The 21,746-nt window shown below is 71.7% G+C and carries 19 protein-coding genes; 2 read left to right on the top strand and 17 right to left on the bottom strand.

Annotated elements, in window-relative coordinates:
• Position 1: 1 nt before the first annotated feature.
• From gatC to OG730_RS13145, 8 genes are all read right to left on the bottom strand, one after another.
• A complete protein-coding gene (gene gatC, locus OG730_RS13110; RefSeq protein ID WP_007266718.1) occupies positions 2 to 298 on the bottom strand; it encodes an Asp-tRNA(Asn)/Glu-tRNA(Gln) amidotransferase subunit GatC in 297 nt (98 codons plus the stop codon).
• 393 nt (positions 299 to 691) lie between these two features.
• On the bottom strand, positions 692 to 1,162 hold the full coding sequence (locus tag OG730_RS13115) for a nucleoside 2-deoxyribosyltransferase domain-containing protein (RefSeq protein ID WP_327304404.1): 471 nt from the start codon (positions 1,160 to 1,162) through the stop codon (positions 692 to 694).
• Between the two features lie 5 nt (positions 1,163 to 1,167).
• A complete protein-coding gene (locus tag OG730_RS13120; protein ID WP_327304405.1) occupies positions 1,168 to 3,369 on the bottom strand; it encodes a putative bifunctional diguanylate cyclase/phosphodiesterase in 2,202 nt (733 codons plus the stop codon).
• Between the two features lie 387 nt (positions 3,370 to 3,756).
• Positions 3,757 to 5,967 carry an NAD-dependent DNA ligase LigA gene (ligA, locus tag OG730_RS13125; protein ID WP_327304406.1) on the bottom strand — a complete coding sequence of 737 codons (2,211 nt, stop codon included), beginning with the start codon at positions 5,965 to 5,967 and terminating at the stop codon, positions 3,757 to 3,759.
• A 31-nt stretch (positions 5,968 to 5,998) separates the two neighbouring features.
• A complete protein-coding gene (locus OG730_RS13130) occupies positions 5,999 to 6,994 on the bottom strand; it encodes a methionine synthase (protein ID WP_327304407.1) in 996 nt (331 codons plus the stop codon).
• Complete coding sequence (locus OG730_RS13135) at positions 6,991 to 7,680, bottom strand: SDR family oxidoreductase (RefSeq protein ID WP_327304408.1); 690 nt, start codon at positions 7,678 to 7,680, stop codon at positions 6,991 to 6,993. Before OG730_RS13135 ends, OG730_RS13130 begins: the two co-directional genes overlap by 4 nt.
• A gap of 64 nt (positions 7,681 to 7,744) precedes the next feature.
• Entirely contained in the window at positions 7,745 to 8,089 is a 345-nt protein-coding gene (locus tag OG730_RS13140) for a DUF1330 domain-containing protein (RefSeq protein ID WP_327304409.1), read from the bottom strand.
• A 117-nt stretch (positions 8,090 to 8,206) separates the two neighbouring features.
• Positions 8,207 to 9,187 carry a GlxA family transcriptional regulator gene (locus OG730_RS13145; RefSeq protein ID WP_327304410.1) on the bottom strand — a complete coding sequence of 327 codons (981 nt, stop codon included), beginning with the start codon at positions 9,185 to 9,187 and terminating at the stop codon, positions 8,207 to 8,209.
• 144 nt (positions 9,188 to 9,331) lie between these two features.
• Here OG730_RS13145 and OG730_RS13150 point away from each other — a divergent pair, with 144 nt between their 5' ends.
• A complete protein-coding gene (locus OG730_RS13150) occupies positions 9,332 to 10,255 on the top strand; it encodes an NADP-dependent oxidoreductase (RefSeq protein WP_327304411.1) in 924 nt (307 codons plus the stop codon).
• A gap of 49 nt (positions 10,256 to 10,304) precedes the next feature.
• Here the strand turns inward: OG730_RS13150 and mnmA are convergent, their stop codons facing one another.
• Positions 10,305 to 11,444 carry a tRNA 2-thiouridine(34) synthase MnmA gene (gene mnmA, locus OG730_RS13155; protein WP_327304412.1) on the bottom strand — a complete coding sequence of 380 codons (1,140 nt, stop codon included), beginning with the start codon at positions 11,442 to 11,444 and terminating at the stop codon, positions 10,305 to 10,307.
• Positions 11,445 to 11,513: 69 nt separating this feature from the next.
• On the opposite strand from mnmA, the gene OG730_RS13160 reads away from it, so the two are divergent.
• Entirely contained in the window at positions 11,514 to 12,200 is a 687-nt protein-coding gene (locus OG730_RS13160) for an N-acetylmuramoyl-L-alanine amidase (protein ID WP_327304413.1), read from the top strand.
• A gap of 102 nt (positions 12,201 to 12,302) precedes the next feature.
• On the opposite strand, the gene OG730_RS13165 is transcribed toward OG730_RS13160, so the two are convergent.
• The 8 genes from OG730_RS13165 to OG730_RS13200 all read right to left on the bottom strand — a co-directional run bounded on the left by OG730_RS13165 (position 12,303) and on the right by OG730_RS13200 (position 21,735).
• The gene (locus OG730_RS13165; RefSeq protein WP_327304414.1) at positions 12,303 to 13,466 is read right to left on the bottom strand and encodes a cysteine desulfurase family protein; all 1,164 of its coding nucleotides are present in this window, start codon (positions 13,464 to 13,466) and stop codon (positions 12,303 to 12,305) included.
• A 305-nt stretch (positions 13,467 to 13,771) separates the two neighbouring features.
• The gene (locus OG730_RS13170) at positions 13,772 to 14,626 is read right to left on the bottom strand and encodes a thioesterase family protein (RefSeq protein ID WP_327304415.1); all 855 of its coding nucleotides are present in this window, start codon (positions 14,624 to 14,626) and stop codon (positions 13,772 to 13,774) included.
• A 57-nt stretch (positions 14,627 to 14,683) separates the two neighbouring features.
• Positions 14,684 to 15,292 (bottom strand): trimeric intracellular cation channel family protein, encoded by a 609-nt coding sequence (locus OG730_RS13175; RefSeq protein WP_442815191.1) that lies wholly within the window; start codon positions 15,290 to 15,292, stop codon positions 14,684 to 14,686.
• A 199-nt stretch (positions 15,293 to 15,491) separates the two neighbouring features.
• A complete protein-coding gene (locus tag OG730_RS13180; protein ID WP_327304417.1) occupies positions 15,492 to 16,610 on the bottom strand; it encodes an ABC transporter ATP-binding protein in 1,119 nt (372 codons plus the stop codon).
• 5 nt (positions 16,611 to 16,615) lie between these two features.
• Positions 16,616 to 17,737, bottom strand: a complete 1,122-nt coding sequence (locus tag OG730_RS13185; RefSeq protein ID WP_327304418.1) for an ABC transporter ATP-binding protein — start codon at positions 17,735 to 17,737, stop codon at positions 16,616 to 16,618.
• A complete protein-coding gene (locus OG730_RS13190; protein ID WP_327304419.1) occupies positions 17,734 to 18,732 on the bottom strand; it encodes an ABC transporter permease in 999 nt (332 codons plus the stop codon). Before OG730_RS13190 ends, OG730_RS13185 begins: the two co-directional genes overlap by 4 nt.
• A gap of 126 nt (positions 18,733 to 18,858) precedes the next feature.
• On the bottom strand, positions 18,859 to 20,637 hold the full coding sequence (locus tag OG730_RS13195; protein ID WP_442814898.1) for an ABC transporter substrate-binding protein: 1,779 nt from the start codon (positions 20,635 to 20,637) through the stop codon (positions 18,859 to 18,861).
• 102 nt (positions 20,638 to 20,739) lie between these two features.
• Positions 20,740 to 21,735, bottom strand: coding sequence for an ABC transporter permease (locus OG730_RS13200; protein ID WP_327304420.1), 996 nt, complete (start codon positions 21,733 to 21,735; stop codon positions 20,740 to 20,742).
• Positions 21,736 to 21,746 lie beyond the last annotated feature (11 nt).

The following is a 21,746-nucleotide window of genomic DNA, read 5'->3' on the forward strand; positions in this document are numbered from 1 at the left end:
ATTAGTCCTCCCCCAGGATCTGCGGCACCTTGAAACGCTGCTGCTCCTGGGCGGGAGCGCCGGAAAGCGCCTGCTCGGGGGTGAGCGACGGACGGACCTCGTCCGCGCGCATGACGTTCGTCAGCGGCAGCGGGTGGGAGGTCGGCGGGACGTCTTGGTCGGCGACCTCGGAAACGCGGGCGACCGCGCCGATGATGTCGTCGAGCTGTCCAGCGAAGTGGTCGAGCTCTTCGCTCTTCAGCTCCAGACGTGCCAGCCGAGCGAGGTGGGCGACCTCCTCGCGCGTGATGCCAGGCATGCAGCGATCCTCTGGGGGTTCGGGTGTGTAGGTTTCGGCCCCAATCCTATGGGGCCCCGCCCATGCCCGGCGCCCCGGTTTCCCCCCGGGGCGGTACGAAGCCCCCACGCGGGCGGATTCCGCTCCGCGGCGGGGCCGCCCGCGGCGGCGTCTACGCAGCCCGCTGCGGGTGTCCCGCCGCGCGGGGCGAAGTTCCCCGCTGCGACCCTTGCCGCTACGCGGGCGAAGTCCCCTACCCGCCCTTCGCCCGTTCCCCGGGCTGCGCCCGGACCCCCTGGGGCTCCGCCCCGAACCCCGCGCCTCAAACGCCGGCGGGGCTGGATTTGCTCGGGTCCGGGCGGCGCCCGGGGAACGGTGGAAGGGCGGGTAGGGGACAGCCCCGCAGGGCAGGCGTCAGGCGACGGCGGTCAGCTCGGCGCGGGCCGCGGTCAGCGTTTCGGGGAGGGTGGAGTGGACCGTGAGGTCCGGCCTCGAGAGGGACAGCTGCGTGATCACGTCCGCGCGTCGCGGGTAGCCGGGGTCGGCGCCGACGACCAGGCGGCGGCCCGGGGTGGCCGCGGCCGCGCCGAGTTCGTACAGGGTGATCGGCTGGACCGTGAGGGACGCATCGCATGCGGGGAACCAGAAGAGGGTGAGGTCCGCCCGCAGCAGGTGCGCGTACTCCCAGGCGATCTGGACGTCCGTCTGCGAGGGGTCGGACACGTCGAAGTCCGCCCGCCGCGGGTTGAGCACGACGAAGTCGGCCAGCTCCCGCGCCGCCTCCGGCTGCCAGCGCGGGCAGTGCGTGATCCCGCCCGCCAGGAAGACGGACGGCGGATCCCCCGGCGCGGGCCGGTGCACCGCCGGGGCCTCCACGTACCGCACGGCCCTCACGGGGTCTGCGCCGCCGCGGCGGACGCCGCCTCCGCGGCCAGCTCCGCCGTGATGTCCGCCGGCCGCCGCCAGCCGCGCTCGCCGCGGGCCAGCAGCCAGGCCGTCGCCTCCTGCGGAGGCATCGCGGCGGCGACCAGCCAGCCCTGGACGGCGTCGCAGCCCAGGTCCCGGAGCCGCTCCCACGTCTCGTCGTCCTCGACGCCCTCCGCGACGACCAGCAGGCCGAGCGAGTGGGCGAGGTCGACGGTGCAGCGGACGATCTCCGCGTCCTGGGCGTCCACGGCGAGCCGCGCCACGAACGAGCGGTCGATCTTCAGCTCGCTGACGGGCAGCCGCCGCAGGTGGACGAGGGAGGAGTAGCCCGTGCCGAAGTCGTCCAGGGACATCTTCACGCCGTGGCCGGTCAGTCCGGCCATGGTGTCGGCGGCCCGCTGCGGGTCCTCCAGCAGGACGTGTTCCGTTATTTCCAGCTGGAGCCCGCTCGCCGGGACCCCGTGCCGGGCGAGGCGCGCGGCCACCGCGCCGGCGAAGCCGGGGGTGTGGACGTCGCGCGGCGACACGTTGACGGCGACCGGGACCTTGAGGCCCTGGGCCCGCCACCGGGCGACCTGCGCGAGCGCGGTCTCCAGTACGTACTCCGTCAGGTGCGGCATCAGCCCGGAGGTCTCGGCGATCGCGATGAACTCGTCCGGGGGGACCCGCCCGCGCTCCGGGTGCACCCAGCGCACCAGTGCTTCGAGCCCGGCCACCTTGCCGTCGAAGCAGACCTTCGGCTGATAGTGCAGTTCCACATCGCCCGCGTCCAGCGCCCGGCGCAGGTCGCCCAGCAGGCCGAGCCGGTCGGGGGTGTTGCTGTCGCGCTTGGACTCGTAGACCTCGACCCCGGTCCGGTCCCGCTTCGCCTGGTACATGGCGACGTCGGCGCGGCGCAGCAGCCCCTCCGCGTCCAGCGCGTGGTCGGGGAAGACGGCGAGGCCGGCGCTGGCCTCCAGGACCAGGGTGAGGCCGTCCAGGTCGAGGGGGGAGCTGAGTTCGGCGACGAGGTTGCGGGCGATCCGCTGGGCGCTGGTGGTGGAGTCGGCGATGGGCAGGAGGACGGCGAACTCGTCGCCGCCCAGGCGGGCCGCCTCGGCGTCCGGGGGCAGTGCCTGGCGCAGCCGGTCCGCTATCTGCAGGAGCAGGCGGTCGCCGGCGAGGTGGCCGAGGGTGTCGTTGACTGCGCGGAAGCGGTCCAGGTCGATCAGGACCAGCGCCGCACGGTTGCCGGAACGTTCGGCCTGGTCGAGGGCGCTCCAGGCGCGCTCCAGCAGCCACTGGCGGTTCGGCAGTCCGGTGAGCGGGTCCCGCAGCTGCTCCTCGGCGCGGGCGCGGGCGATCCACAGGGTGGAGTCCAGGGCGATCAGCGGTACGGCGAACAGCGGCAGCAGCACCGGCTGCGATTCTGCGACCACGCAGATCAGCGGGGCGATGCCGAGGAGCGCCACGGCGACCAGTGCCTGGCGCAGCAGCGCGGTACGGGCGACCGTGGGCAGTCCCCCGCCGCTCGGGGCGAGGGCGAGCCACAGCAGGACGCGGGTGACGAGCAGGTAGGCGACGGCGACCAGGATGACCTCGGGTACCGCGTCGAGCTCCCAGCCGGTGGGCCGCCACGGGGACTCCACGGAGGGCGACTCGCCGAACGCGGCGAGGACGAGGGCGCCCGCGCCGATGCCGAGGACGTCGGTGGCTCCGTGCAGGAGGCCCTGGCGCCAGCGGTGCCTGCGGGCGGCGCCCACGAGGGAGACCACGGCGAGGGAGACCAGGCCGGCAGGGACCCATCCGTAGAGGATGAGGACGCCGAGGGTGAGGGCCGCGCCCGATCCGGTGCCGCCCCACCAGCGGTCGCGGCCGAGGGCGACGAGGTGGCCGACGATGATGCCGGTGAGCAGGGCGAGCGCCCAGCCGACCGGGCCGCCGGGGAACAGGGCGTGACGGCTGGTCAGTGCGGTGACGATGCCGACGCCGAGCACGACGGCGGCGAGACCGACGATGGCGAAGGGCAGCACGGCGCCGCGATCCGCCCGGCCCGCGCCCACGCCGGTGTCGAGCGGTCGCGATCGCGGTGTCCTGGTGCCCAGGACACCGAGCCGGCCCGTCCGCATGGACGGGAACTCCCCGCCGAAATCTGGTGACGGGTCGGCGCTTTCGGTGGGTTTCATGCCCGTCCCTCTCACAGCCGGCGATGCCGATGCCACGCGATGGCCCCGATGCCGTGCCATCACGGCCGGAAGCGCGTCAAGCAGCCGTGCACGACAGGCGCACCCCTCAACAGTAGGACGCGGGAGGCGCCCAGGGGCAGCGGTCGGCGGCGGTTGCCCGAATACGACCCAGCCATCCTCATCAGTACGGTATCCGCCGAACGGGTGAGTTTGGACCAGGCCCCCCGGCCGCCCGTCCGATGATCCGACAGGTCGTGGGCCCGCCACCAGCCTTGTACCGGCCTCACGGGGACCGGGTACCGGCCGTGGCCCACCCGGTGCCACCGCCGGCCGCGCCCGGCGCGCGCCCGCTCGTACGGCCGCACGCCACGCATCCGTTCGCCTTCGCTACTCCGCTTCGGCGTCGCCGTCCACCGGGAGCGCGGCCTCGCGCGCCGCGTCGGGGCCCTCCTCCAGCAGGACGGCGAATCCGGCGTCGTCGAGGATGGAGAGCTTCAACTGCACGGCCTTGTCGTACTTCGAGCCGGGGTTGTCGCCGACCACGACGAAGGAGGTCTTCTTCGAGACGGACCCGGTCACCTTGGCGCCGCGGCTCTGCAGGGCCTCCTTGGCGCCGTCCCGCGTGTGGCTCTGCAAAGTTCCGGTGACGACCACGGTCAGCCCTTCCAGCGGGCGCGGCCCCTCGTCCTCGCCGGAGCCTTCCTCCTCCATCCGGACGCCGGCCGCGGCCCACTTGCGCAGGATCTCCTCGTGCCATGGCTCGGCGAACCACTCCTTGAGGGAGGCGGCGATGATGTCGCCGACGCCCTCGGCCGCCGTCAGTTCCTCCACGGTGGCGGCCCGGATCGCGTCGATCGACCGGAACTCGCGGGCGAGGGCCTCCGCGGCGACCGGGCCGACGTGACGGATCGACAGGCCGTTGATGATGCGGGCGAGCGGGCGGTCCTTGGCCGCCGCGATGTTCTCCAGCATCGACAGGGCGTTCTTCTTCGGCTCGCCCTTCTGGTTGGCGAAGACCGTGACGATCTTCTCCTCGCCGGTCTTCGGATCCCGCTTGGGCAGGCCACTGTCCGGGTCGAGGACGTAGGCCTTGATCGGCAGGAGCTGCTCGATGGTCAGGTCGAAGAGGTCGCCCTCGTCGAGCAGCGGCGGGACGGCGGGCTCCAGCGGGCCGGTCATGGCCGCCGCCGCGACCATTCCGAAGTTCTCGATGTCCAGGGACTGGCGGCCGGCCAGGTAGGCGACCCGCTCGCGCAACTGGGCGGGGCAGGAGCGCGCGTTGGGGCAACGGACGTCGATGTCCCCCTCCTTCATCGGCCGCAGTTCCGTCCGGCACGCCGGGCACTCGGCGGGCATGACGAACTCCCGCTCGCTGCCGTCGCGCAGGTCGACCACCGGCCCGAGGATCTCGGGGATGACGTCGCCGGCCTTGCGCAGTACGACGGTGTCCCCGATGAGCACGCCCTTGGCCTTGACGACCTCCTGGTTGTGCAGGGTCGCGAACTCCACCTCGGAGCCCGCCACCGTCACCGGTTCCACCTGCGCGTACGGGGTCACGCGCCCGGTGCGGCCCACGCCGACCTTGATGTCGATCAGCTTGGTGTTGACCTCCTCGGGGGCGTACTTCCAGGCGATGGCCCAGCGCGGGGCGCGCGCGGTGGATCCGAGGCGGCCCTGGAGGGCGATCTCGTCGAGCTTGACGACGACGCCGTCGATCTCGTGCTCCACCGAGTGGCGGTTCTCGCCGAAGTAGGCGATGAACTCCCGGACCCCGGCGAGGGTGGAGACCACCTTGTTGTGCCGGGCGGTGGGCAGACCCCACTCGTGCAGCAGCTCGTATGCCTGCGACTGGTTCTCGATCTCGAAGCCCTCGCGGGCGCCGATGCCGTGCACGACCATGTGCAGCGGGCGGCTCGCGGTGACCTTCGGGTCCTTCTGGCGCAGCGAACCGGCCGCCGCGTTGCGCGGGTTGGCGAAGGGCTTGCCCTCGGCCTCGACGAGCCGGGCGTTGAGCTCCTCGAACTTCTCCATCGGGAAGTAGACCTCGCCGCGGATCTCGACCAGGGCGGGGATCCGGTCGCCCTTCAGCCGGTCGGGGATGTCGGCGATGGTGCGGACGTTGGGCGTGATGTCCTCGCCCGTGCGGCCGTCGCCGCGGGTGGCGGCGCGGGTCAGGCGGCCGTTCTCGTAGGTGAGGTTGACGGCCAGGCCGTCCACCTTGAGCTCGCACAGGTAGTGGTAGTCGGAGGTGCCCGCGTCCCGGGCCACGCGCTCGGCCCAGGCCGCCAGCTCCTCGTCGTCGAAGGCGTTGTCGAGGGAGAGCATCCGCTCGCGGTGCTCCACGGAGGCGAAGTCCGTCTCGTACGCCCCGGCCACCTTCTGGGTGGGCGAGTCGGGCGTGCGCAGCTCCGGGTACTGCTCCTCCAGCGCTTCCAGCGAGCGCAGCAGCTTGTCGAACTCGGCGTCACTGACGACCGGCTGGTCGTTCACGTAGTACCGGAAGCGGTGCTCCTCGACCTGCTCGGCGATCAGCGCGTGCTGCTCGCGCAGTTCCGCCGGTACGGTCGATTCGCTGCCCTGCTTCTGTTCGGCTGCCATGCCGTGTCCTCCCGTGACCCGTCTCGATCCATCACTCAGGGTTGTCGGCGAGCGACCTCGCCGCCCTGACGCAGTGCGCCTGAACAGCCCGCGCGTAGGCGGGCGAAGCGCCTGCCAGACCGCACGAAGGGGTGACCACGACGGACTCCGCCAGAGTCCCCGGGGTCAGCCCCAGCCTGCGCCAGAGCTTCCTGACACCCATGACGCTACCGCCCGGGTCCGACAACGGGCCGTCGGTCCCCGGCACCACTCCGGCGAAGAGTTTCGTACCGGCTTCGACGGCTTCCCCGATGGCGTCATCCTCGCGCTCGGTGAGCAAGGAGAAATCGAACGACACGCCCGAGACCCCGGCGCGCCGCAGCAGTCCGAAGGGCACCTCGGGGGCGCAGGAGTGCACGATGACGTCCCCGTCGTGGACGGCGAACAGCTCGCGCAGCGTCCCCTCGACGACCTGCCGGTCGACGGCGCGGTACGTGCGGTAGCCACTGGCGGAGCGCACCCGCCCGAGCAGAACGGCGGTGAGCGAGGGCTCGTCGTACTGGAGGACGATCTCGGCGCCGGGGATCCGCTTGCGTACGTCGGCCAGGTGCTCGCGCACGCCCTCCGCGAGGGACCCGGCCAGGTCCCGGCAGGCGCCCGGGTCCTGGAGGACGGACTCGCCGCCGTGCAGTTCCAGGGAGGAGGCGAGCGTCCACGGCCCGACGGCCTGGACCTTGAGCCGGCCCTCGTACCCCTGGGTGAACTCCTCCAGGGCGTCCAGGTCCTCGCCGAGCCAGGAGCGGGCCCGCTTGCTGTCGCGGCCGGGGCGGTCGCTGATCCGCCAGCCGCTGGGCTCGACGTGCGCGTACATGTCCACGAGCAGCCCGAGAGACCGGCCGATCATGTCCGCGCCGGGGCCCCGGGCGGGCAGCTCGGCGAGGTACGGGAACTCCTCGAAGGAGCCGGTGACGGTCTTGGCGGCCTCGCGGGCGTCGCCGCCGGGGAGCGAGCCGATCCCGGTGGCCCCACCGGTGCGGCTCGCGCTCATCGGCCGGGCCTGACGGTGAGGTCGCTGACCACGGCGTCGCGGGGCAGGTCGACGGCCATCACGATGGTGGTCGCGACGGACTCGGCGTCGATCCAGTCGGCGGCGTCGTAGGACTCGCCCTCCTGCGAGCGGACCTTCATCTGCATAGGGGTGGCGGTGCGGCCGGGGTAGACGGAGGTGACGCGGATGCCGTTCTCCTTCTCCTCCGCCCGGAGCGAGTCCGCGAGGGCCTTCAGCCCGTGCTTGGAGGCGGCGTACGCGCTCCAGTCGGCGTGGGCGGCGAGTCCGGCGCCGGAGTTCACGAAGACGATGGTGGCGTGGGAGGCCCGCAGGGTGGGCAGCAGGAGCCGGGTGACCTCGGCGGGGGCGATGAGGTTGACGTTGAGCTGCTGGTGCCAGGTCTTGGGGCGCAGCTCCCCCACCGGGCCGAGGTCCACGATGCCGGCGATGTGCAGGAGCGAGTCGATCCGCTCCGGGACGGCCTGCTTGGAGAAGGCCCACGACAGCCGGTCGGGGTCGGCGAGGTCCCCGACGAGCGCGCTCGATCCGGGGTACCGGTCGGTGAGCTGCCGGGCGCGGGCGGCGTCGCGGGCGAGGAGGACGAGGTCGTCGCCGCGGGCGTGCAGCCGCGCCGCGACGGCGGCACCGATCCCGGAGCCGGCGCCGGTGATGAGATGAGTAGGCATGCCGCCATGCTCGCACCCCGGCCCCGCCCCACCTCACTGTCCACCCCCGGCGGGGGTGGACCGGCTACAGCCCCGCCGCCTCGCGCAGGGCCGCGGCGGTCTTCGAGGCGTCGTAGTCCGCGGGGACGCCGTCGACGAGGATGATGTCGCCCGCGATGTGATCGGCGCGCAGCGGGATCAGGGCCTGGTAGGGGGCGGAGGCGTACCAGGCGCGGGCCCCCTCCAGGTCGGGGAAGGCGATCATGACGATCGTGCCGGGCCAGGCGCCCTCCATGACCTCCACCTGGCGGCCGTGCACGAGGAAGCGGCCCCCGAAGGGGTCCATGGTGCCCTGGATCTCCTCGATGTAGCGGAGGATGTCATCGTTCATGGTCTCGGGGCGTATGTGGCCGATGGCGTAGGCGGTCATCTCGGGCCTCTTCTTCCGTGCGGGATCGGCTTGTTGATCCAATCCTGCCCGCCGGTGGCCCCGAAGGCGATTACCTCCCGGGTCATCGGCGGGGCGCACCGCCGACCTGCCGGGGCCTCAATGGTGGGCGAGCACGGCCGAGTTGGGCTGGAAGGTGCGCCGGTAGGCGATCGGCGAGATGCCGAGTGCGGATCGCATGTGCTGGCGCAGCGAGTTCGCCGAGCCGAAGCCGGAGCGGTGGGCGACCAGGTCTACGGGGAGGTCGCTGGTCTCGAGCAAATGACGTGCGAGTTCCAGGCGTTGGCCGGTCAGCCACTGCACCGGGGTCATGCCCACCTCGTCGCGGAAGCGCCGGGTGAAGGTGCGCAGGCTCATCCGGGCGTGGGCGGCCAGCTCGGCCAGGGTGATCGGTTCGGTGAGGCGTTCCAGGGCCCAGGCCCGGGTGGCCGTGGTGGTGGCCACGGTGGGTTCGGGGACGGGCCGCACGATGTACTGGGCCTGCCCGCCGTCGCGCCACGGCGGGACCACGCACAGCCGCGCGGCGAGGTTGGCGACGGCGCTGCCGTGGTCGGCGCGGACGAGGTAGAGCAGCAGGTCGATGCCGGCGGCGACCCCGGCCGAGGTGAGGATGTCGCCGTCGTCGACGAAGAGGACGTCCTCGTCGAGATCGACGCGCGGGAAGGCCCGCCGGAACTCCGGGGCGTGGATCCAGTGCGTGGTGGCGGGCCGCCCGTCGAGCAGCCCCGCGGCGGCGAGCACCTCGGAACCGGTGCAGATCGACACGACGCGGGTGCCCGGACGGATCCGGGCGAGGGCGTCGGCGAGGGCCCGCGGCAGCGGTTCGCCGCGCAGGAGCCCGGGCAGCGAGTGGGTGGGCGGGATGATCACGGTGTCGGCCGCCGCGAGGGCCTCGGGCCCGGCGCTGACGCCGATGGTGAAACCCGCGTCGGTGGCCACGGGCAGGCCGTCCACGGTGCAGACGGTGACCTCGTACAGGAAGCTCCCGCCCGGGCCGCGGGCGTTTCCGAAGACCCGCGAGGGCATGCCGAGCTCGAACGGGGCGACGCCTTCGAGGGCGAGTACGGCTACACGGTGCATGGCCAGATTCTGTCACAGGGTGGCCATTCGGCCACCACCACGCGGGCCCGGGCAAGGCCAAGCTGGAGCCATCGCCGGGGAAACCGGCAGGTCACAGCAGACCGAGAACGACCAGAAGCAAGCAGAACGACCAGGGAGACATTCATGCGCGCCATCGTCGTCAGCCAGTGGGGCGGACCCGAGGTACTGACCGAGACCGAGCTGGACCGTCCGGAGCCGGGCTTCGGGGAGGTGCTGGTACGCGTCCACGCGGCCGGCGTGAACCCCGTGGACTGGAAGACCCGCGCCACCGGCATGCTGATCTCCTGGGCGCCCGTCCCGGCCGTCGGCTGGGACGTCTCCGGCACCGTGGAGGCGGTCGGCTACGGGGTGACCCTGTTCCAGCCGGGCGACGAGGTGTTCGGCATGCCGCGCTTCCCGCACCAGGCGGGCGCCTACGCCGAGTACGTCACGGCCCCGGCCCGGCACTTCGTCCGCAAGCCCGCCGCGATCGACCACGTCCAGGCGGCCGCGCTCCCGCTGGCCGCGCTCACCGCCTGGCAGTCGCTGACCGGCACCGCGGAGCTCCGGCCCGGGCAGCGGGTGCTAGTGCACGCGGCGGCCGGCGGAGTCGGGCACCTCGCCGTGCAGGTCGCCAAGGCTCTCGGCGCCTACGTGATCGGCACCGCGAGCGCCGCCAAGCACGACCTCGTACGCTCCCTCGGGGCCGACGAGATGATCGACTACCGGACCACCGCCTTCGAGGACGTGGTCAAGGACGTCGACGTGGTGATCGACGGCGTCGGCGGGGACTACGGAGTGCGCTCCCTGAAGGTGCTGCGCCCCGGCGGGCACCTGATCACCCTGAGCAGCCCCGACACGGTGCCGGCGGACGCCGAGGGCTTCCACACCGGCTGGACGCTGGTCGAGCCGGACTACGAAGGGATGAGGGCCATCGCGGCCCTGGTGGAGGAGGGGAAGCTGCGGCCGGTCGTCGACACGGTGCTCCCCCTGGCCGAGGCCGCGAAGGCCCACGAGATCGGCGAGCTCGGCCGGACCACCGGCAAGATCGTCCTGACGGTGATCTGACCGGGCCGGCCGGGCCGACCGGCCTGCCCTGGCCGGCCGGCCCGCCCGACTAGACGGACGCGGACGCCGTGGCCCGGGTGGTGGTGGCGATCGTGGCGGAGCCGACCACGCGGGTGCCGTCGTAGAGGACGATCGCCTGGCCGGGGGCCACGCCGCGGACCGGCTCGTCGAAGCGGACGCGCAGTTCGTTCTCCACCAGCTCCGCGAAGACCTCGGTCTCGCCGCCGTGGGCGCGCAGCTGCGCGGTGTAGGTGCCCGGGGCGGCGGCGGTGGATCCGCACCAGCGGGGGCGGATCGCGGTGAGGGCGGTGACGTCCAGGGCCTCGACGGGGCCGACGGTGACGGTGTTGTTCACCGGGGAGATGTCGAGGACGTAGCGCGGCTTGCCGTCGGGGGCCGGGTGGCCGATCCGCAGGCCCTTGCGCTGGCCGATGGTGAACCCGAAGGCGCCCTCGTGGGTGCCGACCTTCTCGCCGGTGGCCTCGTCGACGATGTCGCCCTCGGCCTTGCCGAGACGGCCGGCCAGGAAGCCCTGGGTGTCGCCGTCGGCGATGAAGCAGATGTCGTGGCTGTCGGGCTTCTTCGCGACGGCCAGACCCCGCTCCTCGGCCTCGGCGCGGATCTCTTCCTTGGTGGTGAGGGTGTCGCCGAGCGGGAACAGCGCGTGGGCGAGCTGCTTCTCGTCGAGCACGCCGAGGACGTACGACTGGTCCTTGGCCATGTCGGAGGCGCGGTGCAGCTCGCGCGTGCCGTCCTCGTTCAGGACGACGGTGGCGTAGTGGCCGGTGCAGACGGCGTCGAAGCCGAGGGCGAGGGCCTTGTCGAGCAGCGCCGCGAACTTGATCTTCTCGTTGCAGCGCAGGCAGGGGTTCGGGGTGCGCCCGGCCTCGTACTCGGAGATGAAGTCCTCGACGACGTCCTCGCGGAAGCGCTCGGCGAGGTCCCAGACGTAGAAGGGGATGCCGATGACGTCGGCGGCGCGGCGGGCGTCGCGGGAGTCCTCGATCGTGCAGCAGCCGCGGGCCCCGGTCCGGAAGGACTGCGGGTTCGCGGAGAGGGCGAGGTGGACGCCGGTCACGTCGTGCCCGGCTTCGACCGCGCGGGCGGCGGCGACGGCGGAGTCCACTCCGCCGGACATGGCGGCGAGGACGCGGAGGGGGCGGGGGACGCTCGGCAGGTTCTCAGTCATAGCACCGTCCAGGGTACGGGGGAACCGCGCGGGGTCACAGCGCGTTCTCGGTGGCAGGGGGTGGATCACATGGGGAGCAGGAGCGACAAGGGCGGTACGGGCGGCACGGCACGGCCCGGGAGGACCCGCAGGGCGGTGCTGTTCGGCGGGCTCGGGGTGGTGGCGGCCGCGGCGGTCGCCGGGCGCGATGAGATCGGACGGGCCTGGTGGCTGGTGCCGGGGGTGTCCAAGCCGCGGCAGGACGGCGAGCTGGACCACGCGGGGGCCTCCTGGACGGCGGCCTCTCCGGCGAACTGGCGGCTGGCGGACCGGCCCGCGGACTACCGGGTGGACCGGATCGTGGTGCATGTCACCCAGGGCGGCTTCAAGTCCTCGGTCGACGCCTTCAAGAATCCCTTCCACCGGGCGTCGGCGCACTACATAGTCGGCCAGGACGGCCACATCGAGCAGATGGTGCGCGAGCTCGACGTCGCCTTCCACTCGGGCAACCGCTCCATGAACGAGCGCAGCGTCGGCATCGAGCACGTCGGCTTCGTCGACCGGCCGAAGGACTTCACGGACGCGATGTACGGGGCCTCGGCGCGGCTCGCCGCCGACGTGTGCAGGCGGTACGGCATACCCGCCGACCGCAAGCACTTCCTCGGCCACTCCGAGGTGCCGGGGGCCGACCACACGGACCCCGGCCGCCACTGGGACTGGGACCGCTACCTCCGCATGGTCAACGAGGCCGGCACCTCGGGCGCCCGGGCTGCCTAGACCGCCCAGGCCGAAGCCCGCCCAAGCCGAGGCCCGCCCTAGCTGAGGCCCGCCCTAGCTGAGGCCCGCCCTAGCTGAGGCCCGCCCTAGCTGAGGCCCGCCCTAGCTGAGGCCCGCCGTACGGGCCCGGGCGACGGCCGGGCCGATGGCGGCGGCGACCGCGTCCACATCGGCCTGGGTGGAGGTGTGGCCGAGGGAGAAGCGCAGGGTCCCCCGGGCCAGCCGCGGGTCGGTCCCGGTGGCCAGCAGCACGTGGCTGGGCTGCGCCACCCCGGCCGTGCAGGCGGAGCCGGTGGAGCACTCGATGCCCTGGGCGTCGAGCAGGAGCAGCAGGGAGTCCCCCTCGCAGCCCGGGAAGCTGAAGTGGGCGTTGGCGGGGAGCCGGCCGGCCGGGTCGCCGCCCAGGACGGCGTCGGGGACCTCGTGGAGCACGGCGGCGACGAGCCGGTCGCGCAGGGCGCCGATCTCGGTGGCGAACCGCTCGCGCCGCTCGGCGGCGAGGACGGCGGCCACCGCGAAGGCGGCGACGGCCGGGACGTCGAGGGTGCCGGAGCGCACGTGCCGCTCCTGTCCCCCGCCGTGCAGGACGGGTACTGGGCTCTGGTCGCGGCCGAGCAGCAGCGCGCCGATCCCGTACGGTCCGCCGACCTTGTGGCCGCTCACGGTCATCGCGGCGAGGGCGCTGTCGCCGAAGCGGACGTCGAGCTGCCCGAAGGCCTGGACGGCGTCGGAGTGCAGCGGGATGCCGTACTCGCGTGCGACGGCGGCGAGTTCGGCGACCGGCATGACGGTGCCGATCTCGTTGTTGGCCCACATGACGGTGGCCAGCGCGATGTCGTCGGGGTTTCGCTCGACCGCCTCGCGGAAGGCCTCGGGGTGCACGCGTCCGTAGCGGTCCACGGGCAGGTACTCGACCCGCGCCCCTTCGTGCTCGGCGAGCCAGTGCACGGCGTCGAGGACGGCGTGGTGCTCCACGGGGCTGGCGAGGACGCGGGTCCGGGCGGGATCGGCGTCGCGGCGGGCCCAGTAGAGCCCCTTGACGGCGAGGTTGTCGGCCTCCGTGCCGCCGGCGGTGAAGACCACCTCGCTCGGACGGGCCCCGAGTGCGTCGGCGAGGGCCTCGCGGGCCTCCTCGACGGTGCGGCGGGCGCGGCGGCCGGCGGCGTGCAGGGAGGAAGCGTTGCCCGTGACGGCGAACTGCGCGGTCATCGCCGCAGCGGCCTCAGGCAGCATCGGGGTGGTGGCGGCGTGGTCGAGGTAGGCCATGATCCCCCGATTCTACGAGCCCCCGCCGGGCCCCCGCGCCGCCGGTCCACCGTGCGGCACCGGCCACGGCCTTGTTCCCCCGCACCCGGGTCGCCCCGGCCCCCTCCGCACGCCTGCCGCGTCCGCCCGCCGCGCTCCGCGCCCGCCCTTTCCGACCCCGCCGACGGATCGGGAACCGAACGCCAACAGGCGGCGGTTCACGCGTACGAGTCCGCCGCCGCCGTCCGGCGCCCGGACGCATGAGGACGGCCCGCGCCGAGGTTCGCGAACCTCGGCGCGGGCCGTCCTTCGGCGTGGGGGCTACATCAGGTGCGCGGCGCCCGGGCCAGCTGGCGGGACTGGGCCACCAGCCGGTCCGCCGAGTCCCAGACCTCCGCGTCCTCCTCCAGGAAGCCGCCCGCCAGGTTCCGCGTGGTGATCGACACCCGGAGGGGACCGGGCGCCGGACGGTGGCGGATGTGGGTGGTGAGTTCCACCGTCGGGGTCCAGCCGACCAGGCCGAGGTCGAAGGAGGTCGGCGGGAGCGCGTCCACCGCCAGGAGGAGGGAGAAGGGGTCCGCGTCGCGGCCGTCCGCGAGCTCGAACCAGGACCGCATCTCGCCCTTGCCCGAGGGCTGTCCGACGGCCCAGCCGGCCGTCGCCGGGTCCAGGCGGAGCCGGAGCCGGTCCACGATGGCGGAGCTGCCGGGGATCGGAGCCGGGCCGGCCTCGGGGCCGAGGCAGTCCTCGTAGGCGGGGATCGCGGGCGGGAGGGCCGTGGTGTGGACGGAGTCCGGGAGCGCGGCGAGGTCCCCGTAGGAGGCGAGGACGCGGATCCGCTCGATCTCGGCGCCGCTCTCGTCGAACTGGAAGAGGGAGGCCTGCCCGCTGGAGAGCGTGCGGCCGACCCGTACGACCTCGGTGCGGATCACGGCGGGGCCGGGGACCGACGAGGTCAGGTAGTGCGCGGAGACCGTGAAGGGGTCCGGGTGCGGCAGGGCCGCCGACAGGGCGCGGCCGACGAGGGCCAGCAGGTATCCGCCGTTGACGGCGGTGATGATCGTCCACCCGGCGGAGAGGTCCGCGTCGTACACACCGGGCTCGCCCGCACGGGCGGTGATGGTGGTGTCGCGGTCGAACTCGCTGTCGCCGATGGAGGCCTTGGCAGCTGCGTGTGACATGGAACGACCGTACACCCGGACCCTACTAAGCGGTAGCTTTTCCGGGTGTGGCGACCGCTACGGCTCCTCCGCCACCGACGAGCGGCGGTTCCACGCGAGCGGCGCCCGCCAGTGGTAGCGGATGGCCAGCAGCCGCAGCACGAAGGTGGTGACGATCGCCAGGCCCGTCGTGAGGGCGTTGAGGTTGTCGAAGCTGATGAACAGCGCCACCATCGAGGCGCCGATGACGGCCGGCACGGCGTACATCTCGCGGTCGCGCAGCAGCGAGGGCACCTCGTTCACGAGGACGTCGCGCAGGACGCCCCCGCCGACGGCGGTCGCCAGGCCGAGCGCGGCGGAGGCGGTGAGCCCGAGGCCGTACTCGTAGGCCTTGGTCGTGCCCGTCACGCAGAAGAGCCCGAGGCCGGCCGCGTCGAAGACGTTGATCGCGCGGTTGATGCGCTGGACCTCGGGGTGCAGGAAGAAGACGAACGCGGCGGCGACCAGCGGGGTGACGAAGAACCCGAGATCGCTGAAGGCGGCGGCCGGTGTGGCGCCGATGACGATGTCGCGGAACAGGCCGCCGCCGAGGGCGGTGACGAGCGCGAGGACGACGATGCCGAAGACGTCGAAGTTCTTGCGTACGGCGAGCAGGGCGCCGGCCGTGGCGAAGACGAAGATGCCCATGAGGTCCAGGGTGTGCTGGACTCCGGGCGGGAAGAGATCGTGGATCACGGGAACATTCTGCCGGTCGCCCGCGGCGTGCTCGAACGCGTGTGGCGCGGCCACGGCCGCAGACCTCCGCGCCCCCAAGGCCGACGGGGCCGGATCCTGCCCGAGCGGTTGCCGGCGGGGCTGACGCGCCCCGCCGGCGCCCGGCGTGGCCTCAGACCGTCGGGCCGGCCACCGCGTCCGCCGCGCCCGGCAGGGCCGGGTCGCCCGGGGCCTGGTCGGGGGCGTTCTCCGGGTGGTGACAGGCCACCTGGTGGCCGGTCTTCAGCGCGATCAGCGGGGGCTCCTGCGTGGTGCAGACCTGGGTGGCCTTCCAGCACCGGGTGTGGAACCGGCAGCCGCTCGGCGGGGAGATCGGGGAGGGCACGTCCCCCTTGAGCAGGATGCGGCCGCTCTTGACTCCGCGCCGGCGCGGGTCCGGCACCGGGACGGCCGACATCAGGGCCGTGGTGTACGGGTGCATGGGCGCCGTGTACAGGGACTTGTTGTCGGCGAGCTCGACGATCTTGCCCAGGTACATGACCGCGATCCGGTCCGACACGTGCCGGATGACCGACAGGTCGTGGGCGATGATCACGTACGTGAGGCCGAGCTCTTCCTGGAGGTCGTCCAGCAGGTTGACCACCTGGGCCTGGATGGAGACGTCCAGGGCCGAGACCGGCTCGTCGGCCACGACGAGCTTCGGCTTCAGGGCCAGGGCGCGGGCGATGCCGATGCGCTGGCGCTGACCGCCGGAGAACTCGTGCGGGTAGCGGTTGTAGTGCTCCGGGTTGAGGCCCACCAGGGACAGCAGCCGCTGGACCTCCGCCTTGAGGCCGCCCTCGGGCTGGACTCCCTGGAGCTTGAACGGGGCGCTGACGATGGTGCCCACCGTGTGGCGCGGGTTCAGCGATCCATAGGGGTCCTGGAAGATCATCTGCACGTCGCGGCGCATCGGGCGCATGCCGGACACGCCCAGGTGCGTGATGTCCTTGCCCTCGAACTCGACCTTTCCGCCGGTCGGTTCGAGCAGCCGGGTGATCAGCCGGCCCATGGTCGACTTGCCGCAGCCGGACTCGCCGACGATGCCGAGGGTCTCACCGGGGTAGACCTCGAAGTCGATGCCGTCGACGGCCTTCACGGCCCCGGCCTGGCGGCGCAGCAGCCCCTTGGAGATGGGGAAGTGCTTGACCAGTCCGGTCACCCTGAGCAGCGGCTCCGGGGAGTCCACCGCCTGGGCCGGGACGACGACCGTCGCCGCCTTCTCGCTCGCGCCTTCATCGGGCACAGTCATGTCGGTCACAGCTTCGGCGCAATCTCTTCGGTCCAGATCCGGTCCCGCTGCTCCGGGGAGAGGTGACAGGCGGCCCAGTGCCGGCCGGCGCCCTCCGCGGCGGCGTCGACCAGGGACAGCTCGGGCCGTACGGTCCGCGTGACCTCGCCCTTGGGCAGGTCGGCGTACGGGCACCGGGGGTTGAAGGCGCAGCCGCTCGGGATGTTGATGAGGCTGGGCGGCGAGCCCTTGACCGGGATGAGGCGCTCGGTCGCCTCCCGGTCGATGCGCGGCATCGAGCCGAGCAGGCCCCAGGTGTACGGGTGCCGGGGTTCGTAGAACACCTTCTCCGCGCTGCCCCGCTCCACGCACCGGCCGCCGTACATCACGAGGAGGTCGTCGGCCATCTCGGCGACGACGCCGAGGTCGTGCGTGATCATGATGACCGCGGAGCCGAACTCCTTCTGCAGGTCCCGGATCAGGTCGAGGATCTGCGCCTGGACGGTGACGTCGAGGGCGGTGGTGGGCTCGTCCGCGATGAGCAGTTCGGGGTTGTTGACCAGGGCCATCGCGATCATCGCGCGCTGGCGCATGCCGCCGGAGAACTCGTGCGGGTAGCTGTCGACCCGCTTGTGCGGCTCGGGGATGCCCACGCGGTCCAGGAGCTCGACGGCCCGCTTGCGGGCGGTCTTCTTGTCGGCCTTGTTGTGGACCCGGTAGGCCTCGGCGATCTGCTTGCCCACGGTGAAGTAGGGGTGCATCGCCGACAGCGGGTCCTGGAAGATCATCGCGATCTCCCGGCCGCGCAGCTTGCGGACCTCTTCCTCGGGGCTGGAGAGCAGTTCCTTGCCGTCGAGCCAGATCTCGCCGGAGATCCTGGCCCGCTGGCGGCCGTACTGGCCCACCCGGTGCAGGCCCATGATGCCCAGCGAGGTCACCGACTTGCCGGAGCCGGACTCGCCGACGATACCGAGGGTCTTGCCCTTCTCCAGCGTGAAGGAGAGCCCGTCCACGGACTTGACCAGGCCGTCTTCCGTGGGGAAGTGCACCTTGAGGTCGCGTACGTCGAGGAACGCGGTGCCGGGTGCGCCGGCGGCGACGGGCTCGTTCAGTGCGCCCGTCACGGCGGGCGTCGTCGAATCGGTCATGACAGCCTCACTCGGGGGTCGATCACCGCGTACAAGAGGTCGACGACGAGGTTGGCCGCGACCACGAAGAAGGCGGAGATCAAGGTGATGCCGAGAATGACCGGCAGGTCGTGCTCGCTGATGGCGCGGACGGCGCTGTAGCCGAGGCCGTGCAGCGAGAAGGTGTACTCGGTGAGGACCGCGCCGCCCATCAGCGCGCCCAGGTCGAGGCCCAGGACGGTCAGGATCGGCGTCATGGTCGAGCGCATCGCGTGCTTGCCGATGACGACGGGTTCCGTCAGCCCCTTGGCGCGCGCGGTGCGGATGTAGTCCTCGTTGAGCACTTCGAGCATGGTCGCGCGGGTGAGCCGCGCGTACATCGCCGCGTAGAGGAAGGCGAGCGAGATCCACGGCAGGACCATGCCGTTGAACCAGGTCCCCGGATCCTCCGCGAAGGTCTTCTCCGGACGCCCGAACCAGCCGAGCTGGTCGGAGAAGAGGGCGATGGCGAGCATGCCCGTGAAGTAGATCGGGAGGGAGACGCCGGCGAGGGCGAGACCCATCGCCGAACGGTCCAGGACCGTACCGCGCTTGAGGGCGGAGATGACGCCTGCGGCGACACCGCCGATCACCCAGAGCACGACGGCACCGGCGGCGAGCGAGAGGGTGACGGGCAGCCAGTCGGTCAGCAGCGGCCACACCTCCTGCTCGCTCTTGAAGGAGTATCCGAAGCAGGGCGCGGCGCAGTGCGTGACGTCGTTGCCGTTGGCGTACGTACGACCCGCCACCAGCCCGACGACGAACTTGCCGAACTGGACGAGGATCGGGTCGGCGAGACCCATCTTCTGCCGGATGCCCTCGATGGCGGCGGGGTCGGACTGCTTGCCGACGAAGTAGAGGGCCGGGTCCGTCCCGATCATCTTCGGGAAGAGGAAGAAGATTCCGAAGGTCACCAGCGTGATGACCAACAGCATGACGATGACGGCGAAGATCCGCCGGATGAGATATGCAAGCACTGCGCTCGGCCTGACCGCGGCCCGGGAACGCCCTCTTCTGGAGAGCGCCCCCGAGCCGCCGCCGCGGCCATCACCTGCCCTTCGTGCCTAGCGGGTGTGGCACTGGAACTGAATCGGACGGTTTGTCTACTGGACGCCGAGCGAGGCGTAGTCGTACCGGCCGTTGTACGCGTCGGAGGTGTAGACGTTGGTCAGACGGCTGCTGCGCCACGAGATCGTCTTGTCGTAGACGAAGGGCAGGTAGACCGCGGCCTCGGAGACCTTCTGGTTCATCTGCTTGTAGATGTCGCCGGCCTTGGCCGGGTCCGTCTCCGCGATGGCGTCGTCGAACAGCTTGTTGATCGCCGGGTCGTTGAGCTCGGAGAAGTTGTTGTTACCGCTCTGCAGGATGAAGCGGCCGTCGACCAGCGGCTGGGAGAAGCCCTGACCGGTCGGGAAGTCGGCGCCCCAGCCCATGATGATGATGCCGTAGCCCTTCTCCTTGACCACCTTCGGCGAACCGATGATGCCGGAGGTCTGGGCGCCGTCGAACTGGTCGACGTCGGCCTCGATGCCGACCTGCTTCAGGGCGTTCTGCAGGGAGACGGCCGTGGCGACCTCGACCGGCTTGTTGTTGCGGACCGCGATGGTCGTCTTGAAGCCGGTCTCCTTGCCACAGGCCTTCAGGGCGGCCTTGGCCTTGTCGACGTCCGGCTTGCCGTCGTTCGTCAGGACACCGTACGGGTCGTACTTGCCGTCGGCGCCCTTGATGCCCAGCGGGAGCATGTTGGGGGCGATGTCGCCACCGGCCTGCGGGCCGCCGCGGGCGGTCTGCAGGGACTTGTGGTCGGCCGCGTAGATGACGGCCTTGCGGCACTCGATGTTGTCGAACGGCGCGACGGTCTGCGGCATGACGGCGTACCGGATGAAGCCGGTCTGGCCGTTGTCCAGGTTGTCCTTGTGGTCCTTCAGCGCGGTGGCGCGGGCCGCCTGGCCGATGCCGGTCGCGTTGATGTCCAGGTCGAACTCGCCGTTCATCAGGCGCTTGTCCATGTCGTCCGCGTTCGCCATGAACGTGACCGAGATGGAGTCCGGGAGCGCCTTGCGGATCGTGTCCGACTCGGCCTTCCAGTTCGCGTTGCGCGAGAGCTTCATGCTCTTGTTGGGCTCGTACGAGTCGATCTTGTACGGGCCGCTGGAGAAGGGCTTGAGGCCGTACTTGGCCGCGGTGTCCTTGTCCTGCTTGACCGGGCTGGCGGCCGGCATGGCCAGCATCTGCTCGAAGTCGCCGTTGGGCGCGGGGAGCTTGAAGATGATGGTCTTCGCGTCCGGGGTCTCGATCTGCTTGAGGCCGAGCTTGTCCGGGCTGGTGTCCTTGTACGGACCCTTGTACTCGGTCTTCGGGTCGAGGACCTGCATCAGGTAGACCGGGCCGCCGGAGATGACGTCCTGGGCCCAGGTGCGCTCGATGCCGTACTTGATGTCCTGGGCGGTGATGGGGGTGCCATCCTCCCAGGTCACGTTGTCCTTGAGGGTGTACTTGTAGGTCTTGCCGCCGTCGCTGATCTCCGCGTTCGCGGTGGCCAGGTCGGGGACCAGCTCGGTGCTCTTGGAGCCCGGCTCCGCCTTGAAGCTGATCAGCTGGCGGGTGTAGTAGCGGGAGAAGTCCCACATGAAGCCGTAGTAACCGCGCTGCGGGTCCCACGAGTCGGCTTCCTGCGTACCGACGAACTTCAGCTCGCCGCCGGCCTTGGTCGAGGTGTTCGCGACCTTGCCGATGGCGGCGTTGAAGCCGCCCGCCGCGGCCGGCTTGTCCTCGTTCTTCTTGCCGTCGTCGCCGCCACAGGCGGTCGCGGCCAGCATCGTCGCGATCACGACGGCCGTGCCGGCGGCAAGCCGGCGCTTGGACATGCGATGGGTAGTCACGATGCTCGCAACCCTCCGTTGTGATTCCGGTTCGAAGCCGGGTTCCGGTGTGCCCTGCGGTTCTGACCTGCGGGTGCCCTGCGGGATGACCTGCGGGGACGGCTAACGTGAGCCCTTCGGGTCGAGGGCGTCGCGGACGCCGTCGCCGAAGAGGTTGAAGGCCAGCACGGTGATGAAGATCGCCGTACCGGGGAAGATCATGAAGAGCGGATCGTCCTCGTAGGTCCGCACGGCCGTCGAGAGGGTCTCGCCCCAGGACGGCGTGGGCGGCTTGACGCCGACGCCCAGGAAGCTGAGCGCCGCCTCGGTCAGCACGTTGGTCGGGATCATCAGCGTCGCGTAGACGGTGATCGGTGCGACCAGGTTCGGGAGCAGCTCGCGGAAGAGGATGTACATCCGGCCCGCGCCCAGGCTCCGCGCGGCTTCGACGTACTCGCGTTCGCGCAGCGACAGGGTCTGTCCGCGGACGATGCGGCCGATGTAGGGCCAGCCGAAGAAGCCGATCACCAGGACCAGTACGGCGATCCGCAGGCCCGAGCCCTCGAAGCCCCAGAGCTTGCCGGGGACGACCGAGATCAGCGCGATGATGAAGAGCAGCTGCGGGAAGGCGAGCAGCAGGTCCATGACCCGGCTGATGGCCGCGTCGACCCAGCCGCCGAAGTAGCCGGCGACGATGCCGAAGAAGGTGCCCATCGAGACCGCCACGAAGGCGGACAGGAAGGCGACCAGCAGCGAGATGCGGGCGCCGTAGACGATGCGGCTGAACACGTCGCGGCCGTTGACCGGCTCGATGCCGAGCAGGAAGTCCCCGCTCATGCCGCCGTAGTCGCCGGCCGGCAGGCCCAGCAGCGGGTCCAGCAGGTCTTCGTGCAGTTCCTCCGGAGGGTGGCCGAACACGCCGACGATCAGCGGCGCGAAGAGTGCGACGAGGATCAGCAGGAGCACGACGAAACCGCCGGCCAGCGCGACCTTGTCGCGCTTGAGCCGCATCCAGGCGATGCGGCCGGGCGAACGGCCTTCGATGGCCTTGGCGGGGACGTCGGCTACGGACACGGGTGCGGGTGTCTCCGCGCTCATGTCGTGCAGTGGTGCCGTCATCGTGGTGGGGA

The sequence above is a fragment of the Streptomyces sp. NBC_01298 genome (assembly GCF_035978755.1).
Taxonomy (GTDB): domain Bacteria; phylum Actinomycetota; class Actinomycetes; order Streptomycetales; family Streptomycetaceae; genus Streptomyces.